This window comes from Phycicoccus mangrovi (assembly GCF_018729305.1).
In the GTDB taxonomy this organism is placed as follows: domain Bacteria; phylum Actinomycetota; class Actinomycetes; order Actinomycetales; family Dermatophilaceae; genus Phycicoccus; species Phycicoccus jejuensis.
In genome coordinates this window covers 78057-98146 of record NZ_JAHHWP010000021.1, presented here as the reverse complement: position 1 = coordinate 98146, position 20090 = coordinate 78057, and the positions used below count along the sequence as shown (strand labels likewise).

General features: G+C 74.5%; 20 protein-coding genes. 1 reads left to right on the top strand and 19 read right to left on the bottom strand.

Annotated features, from left to right (window positions below; genetic code table 11):
* Nucleotides 1–8: 8 nt before the first annotated feature.
* From argJ to KMZ30_RS18535, 7 genes are all read right to left on the bottom strand, one after another.
* Complete coding sequence (gene argJ, locus KMZ30_RS18565; RefSeq protein ID WP_215513974.1) at nucleotides 9–1163, bottom strand: bifunctional glutamate N-acetyltransferase/amino-acid acetyltransferase ArgJ; 1155 nt, start codon at nucleotides 1161–1163, stop codon at nucleotides 9–11.
* Nucleotides 1163–1567, bottom strand: coding sequence for an ACT domain-containing protein (locus KMZ30_RS18560; RefSeq protein ID WP_215514050.1), 405 nt, complete (start codon nucleotides 1565–1567; stop codon nucleotides 1163–1165). The genes argJ and KMZ30_RS18560 overlap by 1 nt, the downstream gene beginning before the upstream one ends.
* Nucleotides 1568–1572: 5 nt before the next feature.
* Nucleotides 1573–2616 carry an N-acetyl-gamma-glutamyl-phosphate reductase gene (gene argC, locus KMZ30_RS18555; protein ID WP_215513975.1) on the bottom strand — a complete coding sequence of 348 codons (1044 nt, stop codon included), beginning with the start codon at nucleotides 2614–2616 and terminating at the stop codon, nucleotides 1573–1575.
* Nucleotides 2617–2889: 273 nt separating this feature from the next.
* Entirely contained in the window at nucleotides 2890–3705 is an 816-nt protein-coding gene (locus tag KMZ30_RS18550) for an SDR family oxidoreductase (RefSeq protein ID WP_308279850.1), read from the bottom strand.
* Nucleotides 3702–6251, bottom strand: coding sequence for a phenylalanine--tRNA ligase subunit beta (gene pheT, locus KMZ30_RS18545; protein ID WP_215513976.1), 2550 nt, complete (start codon nucleotides 6249–6251; stop codon nucleotides 3702–3704). The genes KMZ30_RS18550 and pheT overlap by 4 nt, the downstream gene beginning before the upstream one ends.
* The gene (gene pheS / locus KMZ30_RS18540) at nucleotides 6251–7345 is read right to left on the bottom strand and encodes a phenylalanine--tRNA ligase subunit alpha (protein ID WP_215513977.1); all 1095 of its coding nucleotides are present in this window, start codon (nucleotides 7343–7345) and stop codon (nucleotides 6251–6253) included. The genes pheT and pheS overlap by 1 nt, the downstream gene beginning before the upstream one ends.
* Before the next feature lie 211 nt (nucleotides 7346–7556).
* The gene (locus KMZ30_RS18535) at nucleotides 7557–8771 is read right to left on the bottom strand and encodes an MFS transporter (RefSeq protein WP_215513978.1); all 1215 of its coding nucleotides are present in this window, start codon (nucleotides 8769–8771) and stop codon (nucleotides 7557–7559) included.
* A gap of 144 nt (nucleotides 8772–8915) precedes the next feature.
* Here KMZ30_RS18535 and KMZ30_RS18530 point away from each other — a divergent pair, with 144 nt between their 5' ends.
* Complete coding sequence (locus KMZ30_RS18530; RefSeq protein ID WP_215513979.1) at nucleotides 8916–10481, top strand: catalase; 1566 nt, start codon at nucleotides 8916–8918, stop codon at nucleotides 10479–10481.
* 4 nt (nucleotides 10482–10485) lie between these two features.
* On the opposite strand, the gene KMZ30_RS18525 is transcribed toward KMZ30_RS18530, so the two are convergent.
* The 12 genes from KMZ30_RS18525 to KMZ30_RS18470 form a co-directional block, all read right to left on the bottom strand.
* A complete protein-coding gene (locus tag KMZ30_RS18525) occupies nucleotides 10486–11553 on the bottom strand; it encodes a sensor histidine kinase (RefSeq protein ID WP_215513980.1) in 1068 nt (355 codons plus the stop codon).
* A gap of 10 nt (nucleotides 11554–11563) precedes the next feature.
* Complete coding sequence (locus KMZ30_RS18520) at nucleotides 11564–12373, bottom strand: TrmH family RNA methyltransferase (RefSeq protein WP_215513981.1); 810 nt, start codon at nucleotides 12371–12373, stop codon at nucleotides 11564–11566.
* A gap of 11 nt (nucleotides 12374–12384) precedes the next feature.
* Entirely contained in the window at nucleotides 12385–12768 is a 384-nt protein-coding gene (gene rplT / locus KMZ30_RS18515) for a 50S ribosomal protein L20 (protein ID WP_030529382.1), read from the bottom strand.
* A 47-nt stretch (nucleotides 12769–12815) separates the two neighbouring features.
* Nucleotides 12816–13010, bottom strand: coding sequence for a 50S ribosomal protein L35 (gene rpmI, locus KMZ30_RS18510; protein WP_030529383.1), 195 nt, complete (start codon nucleotides 13008–13010; stop codon nucleotides 12816–12818).
* Between the two features lie 58 nt (nucleotides 13011–13068).
* On the bottom strand, nucleotides 13069–13764 hold the full coding sequence (gene infC, locus KMZ30_RS18505) for a translation initiation factor IF-3 (RefSeq protein WP_308279851.1): 696 nt from the start codon (nucleotides 13762–13764) through the stop codon (nucleotides 13069–13071).
* A gap of 259 nt (nucleotides 13765–14023) precedes the next feature.
* Nucleotides 14024–14773, bottom strand: a complete 750-nt coding sequence (locus tag KMZ30_RS18500; protein ID WP_215513982.1) for an SseB family protein — start codon at nucleotides 14771–14773, stop codon at nucleotides 14024–14026.
* A gap of 23 nt (nucleotides 14774–14796) precedes the next feature.
* Nucleotides 14797–16023 carry an MFS transporter gene (locus KMZ30_RS18495; RefSeq protein WP_308279852.1) on the bottom strand — a complete coding sequence of 409 codons (1227 nt, stop codon included), beginning with the start codon at nucleotides 16021–16023 and terminating at the stop codon, nucleotides 14797–14799.
* A gap of 53 nt (nucleotides 16024–16076) precedes the next feature.
* On the bottom strand, nucleotides 16077–16814 hold the full coding sequence (priA, locus tag KMZ30_RS18490; RefSeq protein ID WP_215513983.1) for a bifunctional 1-(5-phosphoribosyl)-5-((5-phosphoribosylamino)methylideneamino)imidazole-4-carboxamide isomerase/phosphoribosylanthranilate isomerase PriA: 738 nt from the start codon (nucleotides 16812–16814) through the stop codon (nucleotides 16077–16079).
* Between the two features lie 222 nt (nucleotides 16815–17036).
* A complete protein-coding gene (gene hisH / locus KMZ30_RS18485; RefSeq protein ID WP_215513984.1) occupies nucleotides 17037–17678 on the bottom strand; it encodes an imidazole glycerol phosphate synthase subunit HisH in 642 nt (213 codons plus the stop codon).
* On the bottom strand, nucleotides 17675–18334 hold the full coding sequence (locus tag KMZ30_RS18480) for a hypothetical protein (RefSeq protein ID WP_215513985.1): 660 nt from the start codon (nucleotides 18332–18334) through the stop codon (nucleotides 17675–17677). Before KMZ30_RS18480 ends, hisH begins: the two co-directional genes overlap by 4 nt.
* Nucleotides 18335–18338: 4 nt before the next feature.
* Nucleotides 18339–18953 carry an imidazoleglycerol-phosphate dehydratase HisB gene (gene hisB, locus KMZ30_RS18475; RefSeq protein ID WP_215513986.1) on the bottom strand — a complete coding sequence of 205 codons (615 nt, stop codon included), beginning with the start codon at nucleotides 18951–18953 and terminating at the stop codon, nucleotides 18339–18341.
* Nucleotides 18950–20074 (bottom strand): histidinol-phosphate transaminase, encoded by a 1125-nt coding sequence (locus KMZ30_RS18470; RefSeq protein WP_215513987.1) that lies wholly within the window; start codon nucleotides 20072–20074, stop codon nucleotides 18950–18952. Before KMZ30_RS18470 ends, hisB begins: the two co-directional genes overlap by 4 nt.
* Nucleotides 20075–20090 lie beyond the last annotated feature (16 nt).

Below are 20090 nucleotides of genomic sequence, written 5' to 3'. Positions count from 1 at the left end.
CGCTCCGATCAGGTGGAGTAGGCGGAGTTCTCGTGGACGTAGTCGTGCGTGAGGTCGTTGGTCCAGACGGTCGCCGTGGCGTCGCCGGCGTGCAGGTCGACGACGACGCGCACCTCGCGGGCCGTGAGGTCGACGAGCGAACGGTCCTCTCCCACACCGCCGGAGCGGCACACCTGCACGCCGTTGATCGCGACGTCGAGCGTCGCCGGGTCGAACGCGGCGGCGGTCGTGCCGACGGCCGCGAGCACGCGGCCCCAGTTCGGGTCGTTGCCGAACACCGCGCACTTGAAGAGGTTGTTGCGCGCCACCGCGCGGGCGACCTCGAGCGCGTCGTCCTCGGTGGCGGCCGAGCGCACCTCGACGGCGATGTCGTGGTGGGCGCCCTCGGCGTCGGCGACGAGCTGCCGGGCGAGGTCGGAGCACACCGCGGTGACGGCCTCGGTGAGGATGGCGGGCTCGGCCTCGACACCGGAGGCCCCCGACGCCAGGAGGACGACGGTGTCGTTGGTCGACATGCACCCGTCGGAGTCGACCCGGTCGAACGTCTCGCGGGTGGCCGCGCGCAGCACGCCGTCGAGGGCGGCCGGGTCGACGACGGCGTCGGTCGTCACGACGACGAGCATCGTCGCGAGGGCGGGCGCCAGCATCCCCGCACCCTTGGCCATCCCGCCGACCGCCCAGCCGTCGGCGTGCACCTCGGCGGCGGTCTTCGCGACGGTGTCGGTGGTCATGATGGCCTCGGCCGCGGCTGCTCCCCCGTCGCCGGTGAGGCCGGCGGCCGCGGCGTCCACGCCGCTCAGGAGGAGGTCCATCGGCAGGCGCTCGCCGATGAGCCCGGTCGAGCAGACGACGACGTCGCCGGGGTCGACCCCGAGGGCGGCGCCGACGTGCTCGGCGGTGCGGTGGGTGTCCTGGAAGCCGGGCGCGCCCGTGCAGGCGTTGGCGCCCCCGCTGTTGAGGACGACGGCGTCGGCGCGGCCGTCGGCGACGACGACGCGCGACCACGTGACGGGGGCGGCCTCGACCCGGTTGCTCGTGAAGACGGCGGCGACGTGGTGGTCGGGGCCGTCGTTGACGACGAGCGCGAGGTCCGGGCGGCCGGACGCCTTGAGCCCGGCCGTGACCCCGCTCGCGCGGAAGCCCTTCGGCGTGGTGACGGACATCAGCGCAGACCTCCCGAGAGCGAGCTGGGCGTGACGACGAAGCCGGCCTTGCGCCACGCGGCGGACGCGTCGGCCGTGCGCTCGGACGGGACGAGGACCCAGTCGGTGTCGAACGTCGAGATGCCGAGCACGCTGATCTGCGCGTCGACGAGCGGGGCGAGGATGTCGGCGAAGACACCGACCGCGGAGAAGTCGAGCGGGCCGGCGACCTCGACCGCGCGGAACGGGCCCTCGGTGCGCGCCCCGGCCGGCACCGAGGCGCTGGCGCAGACGACGGAGGTCTCGTCGGCCGTGCGGGTCAGGGACGCCAGCGGGCCGGTGCTCCAGTCGAACGCGGGGTCCTCCCCGCTGGGCAGCCGGACCACGGAGACGTCCTCGGGGTGCTCCATGAGGTGCAGGGGCATCGCGCTCACGGCGCCACCCCCGCGACGGGCAGGCCGGTGGTCTCGGGGAGGCCGAGGGCGAGGTTGAGGCACTGGACGGCGGCGCCGGCCGTGCCCTTGGTGAGGTTGTCGACGGCCGCGACGACGACGACCCGCCCGACGCGCTCGTCGAGGACGACCTGGAGGTGCACGCAGTTGCTGCCGAGGACGCTCCCCGTGCCGGGCCAGCTCCCCTCGGGGAGCAGGCGGACGAAGGGCTCGTCGGCGTAGGCGGCCTCCCACGCCGCGCGCACGCCGGCCGCGCTCGTGCCGGGGGTCACCCGGGCGGTGGCCGTCGCGAGGATGCCGCGCGGCATCGGGGCCAGCGTGGGCGTGAACGAGACCGTCACCTCGCCCGCGCCGCAGGCGGTGAGGTTCTGCTCGATCTCCGGGGTGTGCCGGTGCACGCCGCCGACGCCGTAGGGCGACATCGCGCCCATCACCTCCGCGCCGAGCAGGTGGGGCTTGAGCGCCTTGCCGGCGCCCGAGGTGCCCGAGGCGGCGACGACGGTGATGTCGGACGGCTCGACGACGCCGGCGACGAGGCCGGGGGCGAGGGCCAACGACACGGCGGTCGGGTAGCAGCCGGGGACGGAGATCCGCGTGGCCCCCGCGAGGGCTGCGCGCTGCGGACCCTTCGCGGTCGGCAGCTCGGGCATCCCGTAGGGCCACGAGCCGGCGTGCGGGGTGTCGTAGAAGGCGGTCCAGGCCGCGGCGTCGCGCAGCCGGAAGTCGGCGCCGCAGTCGACGACGACGACGTCGTCCGGCAGCTCGGCGGCGAGGGCCGCGGAGTGGCCGTGCGGCAGGGCGAGGACGACCGCGTCGTGCCCGGCGAGGACCTCGAGCGTCGTCTCCTCGAGCACCCGGTCGGCCAGCGGCGTCAGGTGCGGGTGGATGCTCCCGAGGCTCCGGCCCGCGTTGCCGGCGGCGGTGACCGCCCCGACCTCGAGCCCGGGGTGCGCGAGGAGGAGCCGGAGGACCTCTCCCCCGGCGTACCCGCTCGCTCCGGCGACGGCGACACGCTGCGTCATGTGCATGACCATACAGGACTCGGTACATCCATGCACCCACGGCCCGGCCGACGACCCCGCACGTGCGGGGTTATCGCTGCCCGAACCGCTTCCCGACCACGAAAACCCCGCACGTGCGGGGTTATCGCTGTCCGCACGCCGGCCTGACCGCGGAAAGCCCGCACGTGCGGGGTCATCGCGCGTCGTCTCCGGGCCGGGTGTGCAGGAATCGACACATTCGACGGTTCGTGCACGGGTCTGGGGAGCGTGGCCCGGGACCCGGGACGCGGTGGGTCAGGCCAACGGGTCGTCGGGCCGCAGGACGAGGTCGAGCATCCGCTCCCCCGGCTCCAGCCCGCGCTCGGCCATCGCCCGCAGCGACGCCGGCGTGTCGACGCCGGCGCGGACGAACCGCCCGGAGAACGCGTCGAGCTCGCCGGAGGCCAGGGCCAGCACGAGCGCCGTGACCTCCTCGGGCGAGGTCCACTCGCTGCGCCCGGCGTGCGCCTCCATCGACTCGGTCATGTCCGTGCGGACGACGCCTGGCATGAGGTCGAAGGCCCGGATGCCACGCTCCCACCCCGCGAGGTGCGTCGACCCGGTGATGCGCGCCAGCGCCGTCTTGCTGACGTTGTACGCGCTGGCCTCGGCGCCGGCCCGCCGGCCGGCACCCGAGTTGAGGTTGACGACGCGCCCGCCCCCGGCCGCCAGCAGGTGAGGGGCGACGGCCCACGTCACGAGGTAGGCGCCGAGGACGTTGACCTCGACGGTGCGCCACCACTCGTCGGGGTCGGAGGCGAAGAGGTCGACCTCGGTGTCGATGACGCCCGCGTTGTTGACGAGGAGGTCGATGCGACCCTGCCGCTCGACGACGTCGGCGACCCACTCCTGCACCGCGGCCCGGTCGGTGACCGGCGCGACGGCCGACGAGCCGCGCTCGACGACCCAGCCGGCGTCCTCGAGCGCGTCGGCGACGGCCCGGCCGATGCCCCGCGAGGCACCGGTGACGACGGCGACGAGGTGCCCACCGCGGCCGGCCTCCTCCTCGGTGTCCGGCTCCGGGGTCACGTCGCCGTCGTCGTCGATCGGCTCGTCGAGGACGTCGGTCACGCCCGCTGCACCGCCCCGTGGACGCGGGCCGCCTCGGCCACCGCCGCGTCACGCAGGGCGGAGACCTCGTCGGTCGTCATCGTGCGCTCGGGGCTGCGGAAGGTCAGCCGGTACGCCAGCGAGCGCCGGCCCTCCCCGACCTGGTCGCCCTCGTAGACGTCGAAGAGCCGCACCTCCTCGAGGAGGTCGCCGCCGCCGGCGACGAGCGCCTCGTGGACCTGCGCGGCGGGCACCGACGCGTCGACGACGAGCGCGACGTCGCTCTGCGCCATCGGGTACGTCGCGAGCGTCGTGGCGGTCACGGTGCGGTCAGCCGCGACCGTGAGGGCGTCGAGGTCCAGCTCGCCGCCGACCGTGCGGGCGGGCAGCCCGAGCGCCGCGACGACCTTGGGGTGGAGCTCGCCGACGTGGCCGAGCACCGTGCCGTCGGTCAGCGAGACCCGTGCGCACCGGCCGGGGTGCCACGGCATCACCGCGTCGGAGGTCACGACGACCTCGACGGCCAGCGCCTCGGCGACGGCCTGCACGAGCTCGAGGACGTCGACGACCTCGGCCCGGCGGCCGGCGCCCCACCAGCCGGCGCGGTCGCGGTCGCCCGCGAGGAGCACCGCGAGGTGGCGCGGCTGCGGGGGCACGGCGTCACGGATGGCCGCGAGCGTCGTGTCGGACGGGTGGACGCCGACGTCCTCGGTCGGGGCCGGCTGCCGCGGGCCGGTGAGGGCCGTGACGAGCCCGAGCTCGAACAGCGCGACGTCCTTGGCGCCCCGGGAGACGTTGCGGCGCAGCGCGTCGACCATCGTCGACACGAGCGAGGTGCGCATCCACGGCTGTTCGTCCGAGAGCGGGTTGGCGATGCGCACGGTGCGCGCCGACTCGGCGGCCACGTCGAGCCCGAGCGCGACCCAGCGGTCCTCGCCGACGAACGGCGCCCCCCACACCTCGGAGAGCCCCTGTGCGGCGAGCAGGTCGGCGACGGTGCGCCGCACCCGCTGCGCGTGCGTGAGACCGGAGCCGCCGGGCGGGGTCGGCAGGACCGACGGGATGCGGTCGTACCCGTGGATGCGGGCGACCTCCTCGACGAGGTCCTCGGCCGTCGTGAGGTCGGGGCGCCACGTCGGCGGGACGACCTCGAGGTGGTCGCCGTCGGCCGAGACCGTGCAGCCGATCTGCTCGAGGACGCCCGTCACGGTCGCGGGGTCGTACTCCACCCCGACGATGCGCGACGGGAAGCCCACCGACATGCGGATGGCCGCCGGCGGCTCCACCGACCCGGCGTCGGTGACCTCGTCGCCGGCCGTGCCGCCGCCGTACTCGACGAGCAGCTCGACCGCGAGCTGGAGCGCCGCGGGCGCGAGCTCGGGGTCGACGCCGCGCTCGAAACGGCGCGAGGCCTCCGACGGCAGCCGGTGCCGACGCGCGCTGCGCGCGATGGTCACCGGGTCGAAGTGCGCCGCCTCGAGGAGCACGTCAGTCGTCGAGCCGGACACCTCGGTGCTCGCGCCTCCCATGACGCCGGCGAGCCCGATCGGCGTCTCGCCGCCGTCGGTGATGAGCAGGTCCTCCGGGTCGAGGGCGCGGTCGACGTCGTCGAGCGTCGTCAGCCGCTCCCCCGGACGGGCGCGGCGCACGACGATCTTCTCGCCGAGGGTCGCCAGGTCGTAGGCGTGCAGCGGCTGGCCGAGCCCGAGCATCACGTAGTTCGTCACGTCGACGGCGAGCGAGATGGGGCGCATCCCGGCCTCGGTGAGCCGGGTGCGCATCCAGCCGGGCGTCGGCGCCGCGACGTCGAGGCCGCGGACGACCCGGGCCCCGAACCGGTCGCAGCCCGCACGACCGCGGATGGGGGCGTCGTCGGCGAGCTCGACGGAGTGGCCGCTCGGGCTCGCGGGCGGGACGCGCCCCGCGAGGTCGGCGACGGGGTCGGAGAACGTCGCGCCGGTGGCGTGTCCGTACTCGCGGGCCACGCCGCGCACCGAGAAGCAGTACCCGCGGTCGGGCGTGACGTTGACCTCGACCGTCTCGCGATCCAGCCCGAGCAGGGCGATGGCGTCGGCCCCCGGCACGCAGCGCTCCAGCATCGCCGGGTCGTCGGCGTAGCGACGGGTCAGGACGATGATGCCGTCGTGGTCCTCGCCGAGCCCGAGCTCGCGCTCGGAGCAGATCATCCCGGCCGAGACGTGGCCGTAGGTCTTGCGCGCCGAGACCTCGAGCGGACCCTGCGGGGTGGGCAGCACGCCGCCCGGCAGGATGACGACGACGAGGTCGCCGGCCTCGAAGTTGTGGGCGCCGCAGACGATGCCCTGGGGCTCGCCGGTGCCGTTGGCCGACCCGACGTCGACGGAGCACCAGTTGATCGTCTTGCCGTTCTTCTGCGGCTCCTTCTCCAGCGTCAGCACGCGCCCCACGACGAGGGGTCCGGTGACCCCGCCACCGTGCAGCCCCTCCTCCTCGAGCCCGACGGCGACGAGGGAGGCCGCGATGTCGAGGCCCGTGGCCTCCCGCGGCACCGCGACGTACTCGCGCAGCCAGTCGACCGGAACCCGCATCAGATCTCCATCCCGAACTGCGCGTCGAAGCGCACGTCACCCTCGATCATGTCGCGCATGTCGCTGACCCCGGTGCGGAACATCAGCGCGCGGTCGATGCCCATCCCGAACGCGAACCCGGTGTAGCGGTCGGGGTCGACGCCGCACGCGAGCAGCACGTTGCGGTTGACCATCCCGCAGCCGCCCCACTCGATCCAGCCCGTGCCCTTGCAGGTCCGGCAGTCGGGGTCCTCGCCGCGGCAGACGAAGCAGCGCAGGTCCATCTCGGCGCTGGGCTCGGTGAACGGGAAGAACGACGGGCGCAGCCGGGTGGTGATGTCCGCGCCGAACAGCTCGGCGGCCAGCCGGTCGAGGGTGCCCTTGAGGTGGGCCATCGTGATGCCCTCGTCGACGGCGAGGCCCTCGACCTGGTGGAAGGCCGGCATGTGCGTGGCGTCGAGCTCGTCGGTGCGGAACACCCGACCGATGGCCGCGACGTACACCGGCACCCCGCGCTCCAGCAGCGTGCGCGCCTGCACCGGCGAGGTGTGCGTGCGCAGGATCAGGCCGTCCTGCGGCGGGTCGACGTAGAACGTGTCCTGCATCTGGCGGGCCGGGTGGTCGGCGTCGAAGTTGAGGGCGTCGAAGTTGAACCACTCCGCCTCGATCTCCGGCCCCTCCACGACCTCCCAGCCCAGCCCGACGAACAGGTCGGCGATGCGCTGCGACATCAGCTCGATGGGGTGGCGTCGGCCGAGCGGGCGGCGGCCGGTCGGCAGCGTGACGTCGAGCGCCTCCTCGACGAGGATGCGCTCGTCGCGCTCGGCCTCGAGCTCGGCCTGCCGGGCGGTGAAGGCCTGCCCGACGCGACCCCGCGCCTGACCGACGCGCTTGCCGGCCTCGGCCTTGGCGCTCGGCGGCAGGGCACCGATCTCGCGGTTGGCCAGGGCGAGCGGGCTCTTGTCGCCCTGGTGGGCGCCACGGACGGCCTTGAGCTCCTCGAGGCTCGTCGCGCCGGCGGCCGCGGCGAGCGCGGCCTCGACGGCGGCGTCGATCGTGGCGGGGTCGAGCGCGGCGACCTCGACGGGGTCGTAGCTGGTGTTGGGTCCGGACATCTGTCTGCTTCCACGTCGGTCGGGGGCGGCGGCACCGAGTCTAGGGAGCGGTGCGCCGAGGGCTGGACGGGGTCGGGCCCCCGGGCGCGGACGCCGGTCGCGAGGACCGGCTGCGGGGTGCGGCGCTCAGGACGCGCGCGACACCGGGCCCGAGGGCCCGGTAAATCGCCGCGGAGCGGTCGTCATGCCTCCACCCTAGCCGCAGCGGGGGTCAGCGGGTCGAGCGCTCCGCCGCGGGCTCGGGCACCGTCGCCGCGCCCGAGGGGCGTGCGGGCCGGGCCGAGACGGCCACGACGACGAGCAGCCCCACCGCCGCGACGGCGAGGAACGCGCTCGGGGCGCCGTAGTGGTCCGCCGCGAACCCGGCGAGCGGCGCGCCGACGGCGCCGCCACCGGTCAGCGCCGAGCCGTGCCAGCCCATCGCCTCACCGCGCACCCGGGCGGGGACGGCCCGGATCGCCTCGTCGACGGTCGCCGTGATGGTCGGGGCGCAGAGCAGCCCGGCCACGAGCGCGAGGGCCCCGAGCTGGAGCGGCGTCTGCGCGAGGGCCATCGGGGCCGTGACGACGACGAGCGTGAGGAGCAGCCACCGAGACGGCACCTCGCGCGAGAGCGCCCCGTAGACGAGGCCGCCGACGAGCGACCCCAGCCCCCAGAGGACGATGACGAGGCCGAGGGCCGAGACCGCGCCGAGCTCGCGGACGGCCGCGACGAAGCCGAGGTCGGAGCCGGAGAGGACGACGGCGGTCGCGATGACGCTGAGGAGCACCGGCAGGAGCGGGCCGAGGAGCCACGTGCGGCGCCGGACGCCGGCGTCGTGGGACTCGCTGTCGGCCTCACCGCGCAGGGGCGGGTCGACCAGCCAGAGGACCACCCCGGCGAGGACGCCGAGCACCTGGACCCAGAAGAGCACCCAGGTGCTGCCGTACTGCGTCACCGCCCACACCCCGACGGCGGGTGCGGTCATGAAGACGAGCTCGAGGGCGGCGGAGTCGAGCGAGATGGCCGTGCGCCGGTCCGGCTCGGGCACGACGGCGATGACGGCCTGGCGGATGATCGAGGTGACCGGGACGAGGAAGAGGCCGCCGACCGTCGCGAGGACGAGCAGGAGCCAGTAGCCGACGAAGGGCGCGGCCAGCCAGCACGCGCCGGAGACGATGACCGACGGGCCGACGAGCGCGCGCAGCCCCCGGCGGTCGAGCAGCTTCCCGCGCCACGGGCCCCCGAGGGCGATGGCGACGGTGACGAGGGCCCCCACGAGGCCGGCCTGCGTGTAGCTGCGCCCGAGGGTCGTCACGACGTGGACGGTGAGCAGGACCGGGGTCGCGAAGAGGGCCAGGCGCGAGAACACGCCGAGGAGCAGGGTGCGCCGCAGCGACGGTCTGGAGAGGACGCGCCGGTAGGGCGCCAGGGTCACCGTCGTCACCCGCACACTCTGTCACCGCCGCCGCCTCCTCGCCATCCGGGGAAGTGCACGTCAGACGCGGGAGATGCCTTGTCCCTCACGGCCGTCACATCAGGTCCGCGGGGTGATGATGGCGAGGGAGGACCCGACCTCGAGAGGAAACCGATGACGAACGACCCGTACGAGAACCCCGACCAGCTCGGCACGCCCACCGGCTCGACCATGTCGAATGGCGCGCCCGCCGAGAGCGACGAGCACAGCCTCAGCCTGTCCCCGAACGGCCCGCTGATGCTGCACGACGTCCACCTGCTCGACACGCTCGCGCACTTCAACCGCGAGAACATCCCCGAGCGCAAGCCGCACGCCAAGGGCTCCGGTGCGTTCGGCACCTTCACCGTCACCCACGACATCACGAAGTACACCAAGGCGGCCGTCTTCCGGCCGGGCGCGACCTCGCGCACGCTCGCCCGGTTCTCGACCGTCGCGGGCGAGCTCGGCTCCCCCGACACCTGGCGCGACGTGCGCGGGTTCTCGGTGCGCTTCTACACCGAGGAGGGCAACTGGGACCTCGTCGGCAACAACACGCCGGTCTTCTTCCTGCGGGACCCGATGAAGTTCCCGCACTTCATCCGCAGCCAGAAGCGCCTCGCCGACTCCGGCCTGCGCGACGGCACGATGCAGTGGGACTTCTGGACCAACTCCCCCGAGTCGGCCCACCAGGTCACCTACCTCATGGGCGACCGCGGGCTGCCCCGCTCGTGGCGGTTCATGAACGGCTACGGCTCGCACACCTACCTCATGAGCAACGAGGCCGGCGAGAAGCACTGGGTGAAGTTCCACTTCCACACCCAGCAGGGGGTCGAGAACCTCACGAACGAGGAGGCCGAGCGGATCTCGGGGGCGGACTCCGACTACCACCGCCGCGACCTGTTCGAGGCGATCGACCGCGGCGACACCCCGCGCTGGACGATGTTCATCCAGGCGATGCCGTACGCGGACGCGAAGGACTACCGCTACAACCCGTTCGACCTGACCAAGGTCTGGCCGCACTCGGACTACCCGCTCATCGAGGTGGGCACCTTCGAGCTGAACGAGAACCCGGTCAACCACTTCGCGCAGATCGAGCAGGCCGCGTTCGCGCCGAGCAACATCGTCCCGGGCATCGGCTTCTCGCCCGACAAGATGCTCCTCGCGCGGGTCTTCTCGTACGCCGACGCGCACCGGGCCCGGGTGGGCACCAACGCCCACCAGCTCCCGGTCAACCGGCCCCTGCCGGAGGTCGAGGAGAAGGCCAACCACCTCGTCTTCGACGGCGCGATGAACTACGAGGTCAAGGGCGGCCCGACGTACATCCCGAACAGCATGGGACGCGGGCACTCCACGTTCCAGGGGCCGGTCGCCGAGGGCTGGGAGGCCGACGGCGAGATGGTCCGGCAGGCGTACGTCCTCCACGCCGAGGACGACGACTGGACCCAGGCCGGGATGCTCGTGCGCGACGTCTTCGACGACGCCCAGCGCGACCGCTTCGTCGACACCGTCGCCGGCGCGCTCGGCGGCGTCCGGGAGGACGTGCTCGAGCGGGCGTTCGTCTACTGGAAGAACGTCGACGCCGAGACCGGCAAGCGCATCGAGGAGAAGGTGCGCGCCGGCGAGGGCGACCCGATCCCGGGCGCCCCGGACGAGGACAAGGCGGTCGTCGAGCCGCCGCTGCACGAGAGCGCGGCCCGCTGAGCCGCTAGCCGACGTCGGGGAACGTGGCCCGGAGGCGTGCACCGCCTCCGGGCGCGTCCTCGACGACGACCTCGCCGCCGTGGGCCTCGACGAGCCCGCGGACGAGGTAGAGGCCGAGGCCGGTGCCGTGCTTGGCGCCGGCCTGCCAGAACCGGGAGAAGACGAGCTCGCGGTGCTGCGGCGCGATGCCGTCGCCGTCGTCGCTCACCGTGACGTCGACCGCGGCCGGACCGTCCCAGTGCGAGCGTTCGGCGCACAGGCGCACCGTCCCCCTGCCGTGGCGCAGCGCGTTGTCGACGAGGTTGGTCATCACCTGCTCGAGGCGGTCCGGGTCGGCCCAGACGACGTCGAGCCCCTCCTCGACCTCGAGCTGCAGCTGCGCGCGGTCCATCCCGGCGGCCACGCGGCGCTCGACCTGACCCTCGAAACGGGCGCGCAGGTCGAGGGGCTGCGGGTGGACGGTGAGCCGGCCGGTCCCGATCCGCGAGGTGTCGAGCAGCTCGGTGATCAGGCGCGTCACCCGGTCGGCGTCGGCCTCGATCGTCTCGAGCATGAGGCGCTTCTGGTCGTCGGTGAACCGGTCCCAGTTGCGCAGCAGCGTGCTCGAGAAGCCCTTGACGCCGGTCAGCGGCGAGCGCAGCTCGTGGGCGACGGAGGTGAGGAGCGCGGCGGACTCCTTCTCGGCGCGTCGCCGGCCCTCGGCGTCGCGCATCCCGAGGACGACCGAACGGACCGGCCCGCAGCGCCACTCGCGGACGTACTTCGCGGTGACGAGCAGCTCGCGGCCGCTGGGCAGCACGAGCAGACGCTCGCGGTGCCCGGTGCGCGTCTCGAGGCCCTCCCACGGCGAGGAGAGCTCCCACCACGAGTCGCCCCCGAGGTCCTGCAGCGGCAGCGCCTCGACGACGTCGCGACCGATGACGTCGGAGGCGCGCAGACCGGTGATGCGCTCGGCCCGGCTGTTCATGAAGCGCACGATGCGCTTCGGGCCGACGGCGGCGACGAGCCCGTCGGGGATGAACTCCAGCCCGTTGGCGGCCAGGTCGTCGGGGACCATGAACCGCTCCGTCATGGGTCGCACGCTACCTCCCGGACCCGCCGGACCGCAGCACACCCGCCGAGGCGTAGAGGCAGACGGTCGCCGCCATCGCGAGGTTGAGCGACTCGGCCCGTCCGTGGATGGGGACGTGGACGACCTCGTCGCACGCCGCCCGGGTCTCCTCGGGCAGCCCCCAGGCCTCGTTGCCCATGACCCAGCAGTGGGGGCCGGTGAGGTCCGCGTCGGGCAGCGCGGTGCGGCCGGCGCCGTCGGCCGCGAGGGTCCGCACACCCCGCTCGCGCAGCGCCGCGAGGGTCGCCCCCACCTCGAGCCCGGTGACGACGGGCAGGTGGAAGAGGGAGCCGGCCGTCGAGCGGACGACCTTCGGCGAGAGGACGTCGACCGAGGAGTCGCTGACGAGGACGGCGTCGGCGCCGGCGGCGTCCGCACCGCGGATCACCGTGCCGGCGTTGCCCGGGTCGCGGACGTTGGTCAGGAGGACCAGCAGGCGGGGGCCGGCGTCGAGGACCGCGCCGAGGGTGAGCGGCTCGTCGTCGACGACCGCGAGGACGCCCTGCGGCGCCTCGGACTCGGCCATCCCGGCGAGGACCTCGGAACTCACCTCGTGCAGCCACAGCTGCGCGGCCCGGGCCGGCCCGACGATGTCGTCGGCGTACCGCGCCGCGGCCTCGGCGGTGAGGTAGACGTCGCGGACCCGGCCGGCGGCGTACCGGACGGCCTCGCGCACGCCCTGCGGTCCCTCGACGCAGAAGCGGCCGGTGCGCTGTCGCACCGACCGCTTCTGCAACGAGCGGACCGCCTTGACCCGGTCGGACCGGGGGTTGGTCAGCACTCGGGGGTCGCTCAGGCGGAGGCCTTGGCGGGCTCGCGGGCCGGCTGGTTGGCCTTCGAGAGCTCGACGAGCGCGGCGAACGCGGCCTCGTCGTTGACCGCGAGCTCGGCGAGCATGCGGCGGTCGACCTCGACCTCGGCGGCCTTGAGGCCCTGGATGAAGCGGTTGTAGGTCATGCCGTTGGCGCGGGCCGCGGCGTTGATCCGCTGGATCCAGAGGCGACGGAAGTCACCCTTGCGGGCCCGGCGGTCGCGGTAGGCGTAGCCGAGGCTGTGCTGGACCTGCTCCTTGGCCTTGCGGTACAGGCGCGAGCGCTGCCCGCGGTAGCCGCTGGCCCGCTCGAGGACGACCCGGCGCTTCTTCTGGGCGTTGACCGCCCGCTTCACGCGTGCCACGTGAGTTCTCCTTGCTCTGCTTCGTCAGTAGGTGGGGGTGGGTCGGCTCACTTGCCGAGGAGCTTCTTGATCTTCGGGGCGTCGGCCGGCGAGACGAGGACGTCCTTGGAGAGGCGGCGGGCCTTCTGCGGCGTCTTCTCGTGGAACTTGTGCACGTGACCGGCCTGCTCGCGCATGACCTTGCCCGAGCCGGTGATCCGGAAGCGCTTCTTCGTGCCGCTGTGGGTCTTGTTCTTCGGCATGGTGCCGATCTCTCCTTGCGTCGGTGGTGCGTCGGGGTGTGTCTGTCGGGGGCGGGCGTCAGCCCGCGGTGGTGTTCTCGTCGGCGGTCGCGGTCGGCTCGGCCGCGGTGTCCTCGGAGACGGTCGCCTCGTCGGTCGCCGTGGTCGCGTCGACCGGCTCGTCGGCGGCGGCCTGGCCGGCCTTGGCCTCGTCGCGCTTCTTGCGCTGCTCGGCCATCGCCTGCGCCTTCTTCTTCGTCGGCGCGAGGACCATGACCATGTTGCGGCCGTCCTGCTTCGGCTGGGACTCGACGATGCCGAGCTCCGCGACGTCCTGCGCGAGGCGCTGGAGGAGGCGGAAGCCGAGCTCGGGGCGCGACTGCTCGCGACCGCGGAACATGATCGTCACCTTGACCTTGTCGCCGCCCCCGAGGAACCGGACGACGTGGCCCTTCTTGGTGCCGTAGTCGTGCGGGTCGATCTTCGGGCGGAGCTTGATCTCCTTGATGACCGTGTTGACCTGGTTCTTGCGTGCCTCACGGGCCTTCATGGCGGCTTCGTACTTGTACTTGCCGAAGTCCATGAGCTTGGCGACCGGGGGCTTGGCCATCGGCGCGACCTCGACGAGGTCGAGGTCCGCCTCCGCCGCGAGACGGAGCGCGTCCTCGACGCGGACGATGCCGACCTGCTCGCCGTTGGGGCCGACCAACCGCACCTCGGGAACCCGGATGCGGTCGTTGATGCGTGGCTCGCTGATGTGCTTCTCCTTCGTCACGTCCTGCGAATCGGTGCCCGCCGGGCACGAGAAAGGCTCCTCGCGCCGGGTGCGAGGAGCCTGTCGATTCCGACCGGCCCACCACGGGATGCCGCGGCACACCCTCCGGGGGCGCGCACGACGTCTCGTCGCGGACCGGGAACCCGGCGACCCTGGGGTCGACGCGGGTGGAAGCGGGGCTTCTCTTGCACACCGCCCCGTGACGAGGCGGTCGGTCAGCAGTCAAGGCTACCAGCAGCCACCGCCGGGCCGAAATCGCTCAGACGATGCGGAAGGCCAGGCCGTCGACGCGGGCCCGCAGCTCGCCGTCGGTCGCGAGCCGCTCGCCCACCCGGGTCGCGACGGCGCGCACCTCGTCCGCGTCCAGCCCGGCCTGCAGGTGGAGCACGATGCCGAGCACGCCGGCGCCGTGCGGGGCCCCCTCCTCGACCTCGTGGCCGGTAACGGCGGGCTCGTCGGCGAGGGCGGCGGCGACCGGCCGGGCGACGAAGGGGTCGGTGTGGGCCGGAACCCACGGCCGCTCCTGGGCCAGGGCCCAGAGCATGGAGGACCGCAGCACCCGGGTGTGCGGCCCGGCGACGTCGACGACGAGGACGTCGCAGCCCTCGGAGACCGCCGCCTGGGCGGCGCGCGCCGGCGTGACCGGCACGGGGCGGGCGGCGGCGTCCCACGCGGCGAGCGAGTCCGAGCCCGTGAAGACGGGCAGGGCGCGCGAGCCGTCGGGGGCGACGAGCGTGACCGCGGCCATGTCGACGCCCTTCTCGACGGCGAGCGGGCCGGTGGCGTCGACCTCGGTCGGCTCGGCGACGACCGGTACGAGGAGGCGGCCGCCCTCGAGCGCGCGCATGAGCGCGAGGTCGTCGCCCGGGGCCGCGAGGAGCGTCCGCAGGGCCGGGTCCGCCTCGCCGGTGTCGGACTCGAAGCCGGACGGGCTCAGCTCACGCCGCTGCCATGGGGTGCCCGCGGAGTCGGTCGCGTCGTCGGGGGTCTCGAGATGGTCGTGCGGCACGTCCGCCACGGTACCGAGCCGCCTCAGGCGACGGGTTCGCGGGCGAGCGGCGCCGCCGCCCGTGCGGCGGCGCGGGCGGCCCGGCGACCCCGGGCGGCGCCGGACGTGACCAGGCTCCCGAGGAGGGCGACGAGGACGCCTGCCGCCGCGACGACGAGGAAGCCCGCGCCCCAGCCGGCGTGGTCGATGACGAACCCGGTCAGGGGCGCACCCAGCGCGGTGCCGGCGGTCATCGAGGAGCCGTGCCAACCCATCGCCTCGCCCCGGGCCGACGCCGGGACGGCCCGGCTCACCTGGTCGATCGTCGCGGTGATCGTCGGGGCGCAGAACAGGCCGGAGACGAGCGCGAGGACCCCGAGGGTCCAGGGGCCGCCGGCGAGCGCCAGCGGTGCGGTGGTGACGGCGAGGCCGCCGAGCAGCCAGAAGGCGCTGACCGAGCGGTGCATCCCCCCGTAGACGAGGCCGCCGACGAGCGAGCCGAGCGCCCAGACCGCGAGGACCGGGCCGATGGCGCCCGGTGACCCGAGGTCCCGCAGCGCGGCGACGACGCCGAGGTCGGTGCCGGACAGGACGACGGTGCTCGTCGCGGCCCCGAGGCAGACGACGAGGAAGCCCGGGCGCAGCCACGCCGAGCGCGGGACGGCGGCGCGCGGCGGCCCGTCGGGGTCGACGTCCTCGCGCAGGACCGGGTTCGCGACCCAGAGCAGGACCCCGGCGAGGACGCCGGCGCCCTGGACCGCGAGCAGGACGAGGTCGGTGCGCCACGCGGCGGCGGCCCAGACGCCGAGCGCCGGCCCGACCATGAACGACAGCTCGACCGCGACCGCGTCGAGCGAGATGGCGGTGCGCCGGTCCTCCTCGGGGACGGCCGCGATGACCGCCTGCCGGATGATGCTGAAGGACGGGACGACGAACAGCCCGGCGAGGGTCGCGAGCCCGAGCAGCCACCAGTAGCCGAGGAACGGCGCCACCGACCAGCAGGCGGCGGTGACGAGCACCGACGGCGCGACGACCCGGCGCAGCCCCCGGCGGTCGAGCAGGCGCCCGCGCCACGGCCCGGAGACGGCGATCGCGAGGGTCGCAGCGGCAGCGACGACACCCGCCGCGCCGTAGGAGCGACCGAGCGCCGAGACGACGTGCAGGGTGATGACGACGCCGCCGGCGAAGATCGGCATCCGCACGAGCACGCCGAGGAGGAGGGCACGGCGCAGGGCGGGCACCGCGAGCACGCGGCGGTAGCGGGTGGTCACGCGCCGATGGTCGCACCCACCACCGACACCGGCGAAAACGGCGCCGGCACCCCTCAGGGGCGGCCGGCGACCTCGAGGGCCTCGGGGAGGGTGAACGCGCCGCGGTAGAGCGCCGACCCGACGATGGCGCCCTCGACTCCGTCGGCGACCAGCCCGCGGACCGCGGCGATGTCGTCGAGGGTCGAGATGCCGCCCGACGCGACGACGGGCCGGTCGGTGCGGGCGCAGACCTCGCGCAGCAGGCCGACGTTCGGGCCCTTCATCATCCCGTCCTTGGCGACGTCGGTCACGACGTAGCGGGCGCAGCCCTCGCGGTCGAGCCGCTCGAGGGTCTCCCACAGGTCGCCGCCCTCGCTCGTCCAGCCGCGGGCGGCCAGCGTGGTGCCGCGCACGTCGAGGCCGATGGCGACGCGGTCGCCGTGCTCGGCGATGGCGCGGGCGGTCCACGCGGGGTCCTCGAGGGCGGCCGTGCCGATGTTGACCCGCCGGCAGCCGGTGGCGAGGGCGCGGGTCAGCGACTCCTCGTCGCGGATGCCCCCGCTCATCTCGACGTGGATGTCGAGGCGGCCGACGATCTCGGCGAGCAGGTCGGCGTTCGAGCCGCGTCCGAAGGCGGCGTCGAGGTCGACGAGGTGCAGCCACTCGCTGCCCTGCTCCTGCCAGCGCAGGGCGGCCTCGACGGGGTCGCCGAACTCGCCGCCGCTGCCGGCGACGCCCTGGACGAGCTGGACGGCGCGGCCCTCGACCACGTCGACGGCGGGCAGGAGCTCGAGGCGCGGCTGGTCGCTCATGGGGCCAGTCTGCCGGTCGCCCGCCGGCCGCCACCGACCGGTCCACCCCACCTCGCGCCGCTGACCTCACGCGTATCGGGTGACCCGATACCGCTGCGCTTCACCCGACAACGGTTCCGGGGTACAGCGCGGTCGTATCGGGTGACCCGATACGCGCGTGACGTGTGGGACCGGGGCGGGCCCGACGGCACGGGGGCCCGGCGGGCCGGCGGCGGGACCGGGTCAGAGCGAGCGGACCCAGTTGGCGAGGAGGGTGAGCCCCGCCTCGCCGGACTTCTCGGGGTGGAACTGCGTCGCCGCGAGCGGGCCGTTCTCGACGGCGGCGACGAACCGCTCGCCGTGCGTGGCCCAGGTGACCTTCGGCGCGACACCCGCGAAGGTGTCGTCCGGGGGCGCGAGCTCCCAGTCGTGGACCGCGTAGGAGTGGACGAAGTAGAAGCGCTCGGACTCCACCCCGGCGAACAGGGAGCTGCCGGAGGGGACCTCGACCTCGGACCAGCCCATGTGCGGCACCACCGGCGCGTGCAGCCGCGTGACCGTGCCGGGCCACTCCCCCACCCCCGGCACCGGGGCGCCGCTGGGCTCGGCCGAGCCGTCGAAGAGGACCTGCATGCCGACGCAGACGCCGAGGACCGGGCGGCCCCCGGCGAGGCGCCGGCCGATGATGAGCGGGCCGCGGGCGGCGGCCAGCCCCGCCATGCAGGCGTGGAAGTTGCCGACGCCGGGCACGAAGAGGCCGTCGGCGGCCAGCGCCGCCTCCGGGTCGCCGGTCAGCGTGACGCGCGCACCCACGTGCTCGAGCGCGCGCACGGCCGAGCGGACGTTGCCGCTGCCGTAGTCGAGCACGACGACACCGGGGCTCATCGGACCTCCCGCTCCCGGCCGACGACGGGCTCGCCGTGCGCGGCCTCCCACTCGGCGCGGTGCTGGGCCTCATCGGCCACGAGGCGGTCGAAGGCGAGGACGCCGCGGGCGCCGGGCTCGACCTCGGAGGCGCCGACCGGGTGGCCCCGGACGAGCAGCTTCTCGCCGGGCAGGCCGAGCAGGCGCAGCACGGTGACGAGGACGTCGAGCGGCTCGCCGTCCCCGGAGCGCAGGACGCCGGCCACGTCCTGGACGCGGGCGCTGCCGCCGGCCGCCCCGATGAGGTCGCCGAGGGCGAGACACGGCAGCGACGGGGTCTCGACGACACCGGTGCGCGGTTGCCAGACGAGCCAGTGCTGGGCACGACGGACCCCGCCGGGCTGCAGGGTGACGACGGCCCGGCCGTCGAGCGCGAACATCCCGATGGCCGGGCGGGCCGGGCGCGGCACCGGCCGGGCGGCCAGCACCTCGAGCGCGACGTCGAAGGGGGCGGCGCTGCGGGCGGCGTCCTCGGCGACCGTCACCGCCGTCCAGCGGCCGTACGGGACGACGGTCGCCGCGACGAGCCCACGGCGCAGCCACCGGCCGACCGCGGCGGGTGGCCGGCGCACGAGGAGCAGCCCGTGCCCCGCGCTCGGGCGCGCGTCGGCGGCCACGGCGTTAGAGCGCACCCTTCGCGCTCGGGACGCCCTCGACCCGCGGGTCGCGGGCGACGGCGGCGCGCAGGGCGCGCGCGAGCGCCTTGAACTGGGCCTCGACGACGTGGTGCGGGTCGCGGCCCGCGAGGACACGGACGTGGAGGGCGACCTGGGCGTGGAAGGCGAAGGACTCGAGCACGTGCCGGGTCAGCGAGCCGACGTAGTGGCCGCCGATGACGACGTGCTCCTGCCCGGCCGGCTCGCCCTCGTGGACGCAGTAGGGACGGCCGGCGACGTCGACGACGGCGAGGACCAGCGCCTCGTCGAGCGGGACGGTGGCGTCGCCGAAGCGCGAGATGCCGGACTTGTCGCCGAGCGCCTCGCGGACGGCCTGCCCGAGGACGATCGCGACGTCCTCGACGGTGTGGTGGGCGTCGACGTGGGTGTCGCCGTCGGCGCGCACCGTGAGGTCGACGAGCGAGTGCTTGGCGAGCGAGAGGAGCATGTGGTCGTAGAAGGGGACGCCGGTGCTCACCTCGCCGCGGCCGGTGCCGTCGAGGTCGACGGTCACCTCGACGGTGCTCTCGGACGTGGCCCGGCGCACCGTGGCGGTGCGGTGGGTCTCGGCGGTGCTCACGGGGCTGCTCCAGCGTGGGTGGGGACGAGGGCGGTCAGGGCGTCGAGGAAGGCCGTGGTCTCCTCCGGCGTCCCGGCGGTGACACGAAGATAGTGCGGGATGCCGACGTCCCGGACGAGGACACCCCGCTCCAGCAGCGCCTGCCACGTCGCGTGGCTGTCGCGCAGGCCGCCGAAGAGGACGAAGTTGGCGTCGCTGGCCACCGGGTCGAGCCCGAGCGCGGCGAGCTCGGTGACGATGCGGTCGCGCTGGTCCTTGACGACGCCGACGGTCTCGAGCATGAGGTCGGCGTGGGCGAGCGCGGCGCGGGCGACGGCCTGCGTCGGCGAGGAGAGGTGGTAGGGCATCCGGACCAGGCGCAGGGCGTCGACGAGGACCGGGTCGGCCGCGAGGTAGCCCAGGCGGCCGCCGGCGAGGGCGAACGCCTTGCTCATCGTCCGGGTGACGACGAGCCGCGGGCGTCCCTCGAGGAGGGTGAGGGCCGAGGGCGTGCCGGGCCGCGCGAACTCGGCGTAGGCCTCGTCGACGACGACGAGCCCCTCGGTGGCGTCGTGGACGGCCTCGACCGTCGCGAGGTCGAGCGCCGTGCCGGTCGGGTTGTTCGGCGAGCAGAGGAAGACGACGTCCGGGCGGTGCTCGCGGACCTGGGCGACCGCCGACGCGGCGTCGAGGTCGAAGGCCCCGGCACCCGCGACGCCCCGCATCCCGTCGACCCACGTCGTGCCGGTCGTCGTCGTGATGATCGGGTGCATCGAGTAGGCCGGGGTGAACCCGAGCGCCACCCGGCCCGGGCCGCCGAAGGCCTGGAGCAGGTGCAGGAGGACCTCGTTCGAGCCGTTGCCGGCCCAGACCTGCTCGGCCGAGACGGTGGTGCCGCCGCGCGAGAGGTAGGCGGCGAGGTCGGTGCGCAGCGCCGTGAACTCGCGGTCCGGGTAGCGGTTGAGCCCGGCGGCGACCTCCGCCACCGCCCGCGTCATCGCCTCGGCGACGACCGCCGGCACCGGGTAGGAGTTCTCGTTGGTGTTGAGGGCCACCGGCACCTCGAGCTGGGGTGCCCCGTAGGCGGTCCGGCCCCGCAGGTCCGGCCGGAGCATCGCCTCGATCGTCGTGCGGGGGTCCATGCCGTGGAGTCTAGGA